This window comes from Salipiger sp. HF18, assembly GCF_011806505.1.
In the GTDB taxonomy this organism is placed as follows: Bacteria; Pseudomonadota; Alphaproteobacteria; order Rhodobacterales; family Rhodobacteraceae; genus Salipiger; species Salipiger thiooxidans.
In genome coordinates this window covers 1-4,806 of sequence record NZ_JAATOS010000305.1, presented here as the reverse complement: position 1 = coordinate 4,806, position 4,806 = coordinate 1, and the positions used below count along the sequence as shown (strand labels likewise).

Genomic DNA, 4,806 nt, shown 5'->3' with positions numbered 1-4,806 from the left:
CCAAGGTGGCCGATGTCGATCTCGACAAGCGCCCCGAGGAGGCCGAGCCCTACGCCTTCCCGCAGACCTGTCCGGAATGTGGCTCCGAGGCGATCCGCGAGGAGGGCGACGCCGTGCGCCGCTGCACCGGCGGTCTGGTCTGCCCGGCGCAGGCGGTCGAGAAGCTCAAGCATTTCGTCTCGCGCGCCGCCTTCGACATCGAGGGGCTCGGCGCCAAGCAGGTCGAGCAGTTCCATCGCGACGGCTGGATCAGCGAACCGGCCGAGATCTTCACCCTGCGCACCCGCTACGGCAGCGGCATCCAGCAGCTCAAGAACCGCGAGGGCTGGGGCGAGAAGAGCGCGCAGAACCTCTTCGACGCCATCGACGAGCGTCGCACCATCGGGCTTGGCCGGGTGATCTTTTCGCTCGGCATCCGTCATGTGGGCGAGGTGGTCGCCAATGATCTTGCCCGCCATTACGCCAGCTGGGACAAGCTGATCGAGGCGGTCGACGCCGCCCGCCCGGCCGCGGAACGCTATCGCCAGGCCGAGACCGCGGTCGAGGCCGAGCGCAAGACCGCCGCCGCCGAGGGACGCCGCGCGCGCATCAAGGAAACCCGCGACGCCGCCTGGGAGGCCGAGCCGCCGGTCAGCGCCGGGGCGCGCGCCGCGTGGGAGGATCTCGTGGGCATCGACGGTATCGGCCAGACCGTCGCCGTGTCGCTTGTGACCTCGCTGGGGCAGACGACCGAGCGCGCCTCCGTCGACCGGCTGATCGCAGAGCTCCGCACCATCGAGGCGCCCGAACGTCCGCTGACCGACGGCAGCCCGGTGGCCGGCAAGACCGTCGTCTTCACCGGCGCGCTCGAGAAGATGACCCGCGCCGAGGCCAAGGCGCGGGCCGAGGCGCTGGGGGCCAAGGTCTCGGGCTCGGTCAGCAAGAAGACCGACATCGTCGTGGCGGGCCCGGGCGCGGGCTCGAAGGAGGCCAAGGCGCGCGAGCTCGGGATCGAGCTCATGGACGAAGACGCCTGGCTGGCGCTCATCGGCTCATGACGCAGCGGCCGGAACCGCTCTGGCCGCTCTTCGCCGAGCTCAAGACGCTGGACGGCGTCGGTCCCAAGACTGCGCAGGCGCTCGAGGGGCTCGACGTCGTGGCCCCGCGCGACCTGCTGTTCACGCTGCCGCACGGGGTCATCGACCGACGCCCGCGCGAGACGGTGCTGGGCGCCGACCTGCCGGGGGTGGTCACCGTCGAGGTGACCGTGGGGCGCCACATGAAGCCCGCTCAGAAGGGCCGGCCTTACCGCATCCACGTCGAAGACGCGCGCAGCGGCTTCCAGCTGGTGTTCTTCCACGGACGCGAGGATTACCTGTCGCGGATCCTGCCCGAGGGCGCGCGCCGGCTGGTCTCGGGCCGGGCCGAGCTCTTCGACGGCATGGCGCAGATGGTGCATCCCGACCATGTGCTGCCGGTGGACGAGGCGGCGACGCTGCCTGCCTTCGAACCGGTCTACCCGCTGACCGCGGGCGTCACCCAGAAGCTGATGGCGCGCGCAACGGCGAATGGATCGACGGGCCGCTGAAGGCGCGCGAGGGCTGGCCTCACTGGCGCGGCGCCCTGGTCCGGGCCCATGCGCCCGAGGGCAGCGGCGACCTTGCGCCCACCGCGCCGGCGCGGGCGCGGCTCGCCTATGACGAGCTGATGGCGCACCAGCTCACCCTCGCGCTGGCGCGCGTTCATCGCCGCAAGGGCAAGGGTCGCGAGACGATCGGCAGCGGGGCGCTGCGGCGCAAGGTGCTGGCGGCGCTGCCGTTTCGCCCGACCGGCGCGCAGATGCGGGCGATGGACGAGATCGCCGGGGACATGGCCGCGGCCGAGCGCATGAACCGTTTGCTGCAGGGCGACGTCGGCGCGGGCAAGACGCTGGTCGCCTTTATGGCGCTGCTGATTGCGGTCGAGGCAGGCGGGCAGGGGGTGATAATGGCCCCCACCGAGATCCTCGCGCGGCAGCATCTCGACGGGCTGAAGCCGCTGGCCGAGGCCGCCGGCGTCGTGGTCGAGCTGCTCACCGGGCGCGACAAGGGCTCCGAGCGCAAGGCCAAGCTCGCGGCGCTTGCCCGCGGCGACATCCACGTGCTGGTCGGCACCCACGCGGTGTTTCAGGCGGACGTCGAGTTCGCAGACCTGCGGCTTGCCATCGTCGACGAGCAGCACCGGTTCGGCGTGCGCCAGCGGCTCGAGCTCGGGCGCAAGGGCGCGGCGGCGGATGTGCTGGTGATGACCGCGACGCCGATCCCGCGCTCGCTGGCGCTGGCGCAATACGGCGACATGGACGTCTCGGTGCTTGACGAGAAGCCTCCGGGGCGCAAGCCGATCCGCACGGCGCTGGTCTCGGCCGAGCGCATGGCCGAGGTGGTCGAGCACCTGCGCGGCGCGGTGGCCGAGGGGCGGCAGGCTTACTGGGTCTGCCCGCTGGTCGAAGAGAGCGAGGCAGTCGACCTGACCGCCGCCGAGGAGCGGTTCAAGCGGCTGCGCGCGGCGCTCGGCGAGGGCGTCGTGGGGCTGGTCCACGGCCAGATGCCGCCCGCCGAGAAGGACGCCGCCATGGCGCGTTTCGTCGCCGGCGAGACCAAGGTTCTGGTCGCCACGACGGTGATCGAGGTCGGGGTGAACGTGCCCAATGCCACGATCATGGTGATCGAGCGGGCCGAGTATTTCGGGCTGGCGCAGCTCCACCAGCTGCGAGGCCGGGTCGGGCGCGGCGAGGCCGAGAGCACCTGCCTGCTGATGTACCAGGGGCCGCTGGGCGAGGCCGGGATGCGGCGCCTCACCACGCTGCGCGAGACCGAGGACGGCTTCCGGATCTCGGAGGTGGATCTCGAGATGCGCGGCGCGGGCGACCTGATCGGCACCGCGCAATCCGGGCTGCCGCGCTTCCGGGTCGCGGATCTCGAGCATCAGGCGGGGCTCATGGCAATGGCGCAGACCGACGCGCGCAAGCTGCTGGCCGAGGATCCGGGGCTGGAAAGCGATCGGGGCCGGGCGGCGCGGATGCTGCTCTGGCTGATGCGGCAAGACGAGGCGATCCGGCTGATCTCGGTTGGGTGACGCTGGGGCAGGGGCCGGGCACGAAGAGGTGCCCGGAACGCCCTGGGTCGCGGTGTTCCGCAAGTGTTCCCTAAAAGTTCTTTACGAATCGTGAGAATCATGAGAACAAAAGAGCAACAAAACGCCAGACAGGGAACGACACCATGATGAAGACACTTCGCCAGGTTCTTTCGCGTTCGGACGCGACGCTGGTTCACGACATGATCGGAGGCGTGTCTCTGGTCGTCATCCTGCTCGGGGCGTTGCACCTGCCCTCATTCTGATCACCGCTTTTTCGATTTCTGCCTGCGGTCTTTCGCCCGGACCGGCCTTCCCGCATCATCTGTCCCCGATGCGCCGCGGCTGTCCCCGCCTTTCGCCTCCTCGCCTGTCCCCTGCGTCAGGAGGCGCGGCTGGTCCGGGATCCGACAAGACGCGCCACTGGCCGCCGCCTCCACCCCAAGGGAGTGCGGCGGCTTTTTCTTTGGCGGATCGGGGGCGGGTCCTGCTTCTGTCCGGGTCTGATCTTTGTCTCTGGGGCGTCGGTTGTCTGGGCTGGGCCTTTGTTTGACGTGTCGCTTCGACCGGGGCAGGCCACTCTCAGGTCTCAGGTCTCAGGTCTCAGGTCTCAGGTCTCAGGTCTCAGGTCTCAGGTCTCAGGTCTCAGGTCTCAGGTCTCTGCGACAGCCAGCGACCGGGCAGTGCTCTGAGCGGGTTTTACTCTGCCCGGGCAAGGCCCTGTCTCCGGACCAGCCAGCCCCGTCAGGGCGCAGGGCGATACGCGGCATCCGGCCCGGCGGCGCCCGTCCGATCTGGCACCGAAGCGCCCTACACGGGCAAATCGTGCGCCTGGACCAGCTGACGACTTAGGCGCGCCGGATCAGAAGCGGTAGGCCAGCCGCAGCCCACCCCAGTGCCGGCCACGCACGGTGATGGGGGCGGAGAGGTCCTTCATCATCACGAACGCGCCGCCGCCCATGTCGCGTCGGTAGACCTGCAGGAGGAAGGGCCGCGTGTTGCGCCCGGCCTTGAGTCCGACCCGGTCGCCGAAGATCCGCCGGTTGCGGCTGTTGGCGGCGTTCCACACCGGGTCCGTGCCTTGCGGCCTTGAAAATCGCGCGTTGTGCGTCGGCAGGTAGCCGTTGCGGTCGACCGCCGCGCAGAACACGATGCGCGGATCGCGGTCCAGCACCGGCTCCTGGATCGGGGGCAGAACCTCGTCGGTGAGCTTCGTGAAGCCGGTGGTCACCTGCTGCGGGTCGCTCCCCGGTACGGGCGTGTATTGCGTGTCGAAGAGCGCCTCCAGCGAGATCCGGCGCTGGTCCACCGCTGCCTCGAACTGCTGGGCGATGCGACCCGCCAGATCCTGCACCAGCGCGATCATCGGACCGTCCTCGCCGGAGCCGCCAAGCGCCACCGCGTGCTGCAGGATCGCCTCGGATCCGTCGACCAGCCGATCGCAGCGGCGCGAGGCCTCGTCCACGCCGCGCGCGACCTCGCTCACCGAGCCCTGCAGATCCGCGACCGTGGGGCGCAGCTGGTCGACCGCGGCGCCGGCCCGGGCCATGTCCTGCGCGATGCGGGCGGTGGCACCGCGCAGGCGCGTGACGTGGGCGCCGATCTCGGAGAGGGCCGCATCCGCCGATTCCGCGCCCGAGAGCACGGTCTCGGCCTCGCGCGAGGTGATGACGGCGCCGGCGTTCAGCGTCTCGATCCATTCCGACATGCGGGCCA

Annotated in this window: 1 protein-coding gene and 2 pseudogenes; 2 read left to right on the top strand and 1 reads right to left on the bottom strand. The window is 70.4% G+C overall.

Annotated elements, in window-relative coordinates; translation table 11 throughout:
• The coding region (locus HC022_RS19130) for a helix-hairpin-helix domain-containing protein (RefSeq protein ID WP_303049083.1) at positions 1 to 1,037 on the top strand (1,037 nt) is incomplete at its 5' end.
• Positions 1,034 to 3,093 (top strand): annotated as a pseudogene (recG, locus tag HC022_RS19125) (ATP-dependent DNA helicase RecG). The gene HC022_RS19130 and the pseudogene recG, both read left to right, overlap by 4 nt.
• Positions 3,094 to 3,952: 859 nt before the next feature.
• Here recG and HC022_RS19120 read toward each other — a convergent pair.
• A pseudogene (locus HC022_RS19120) lies at positions 3,953 to 4,806 on the bottom strand (methyl-accepting chemotaxis protein); the annotation flags it as partial.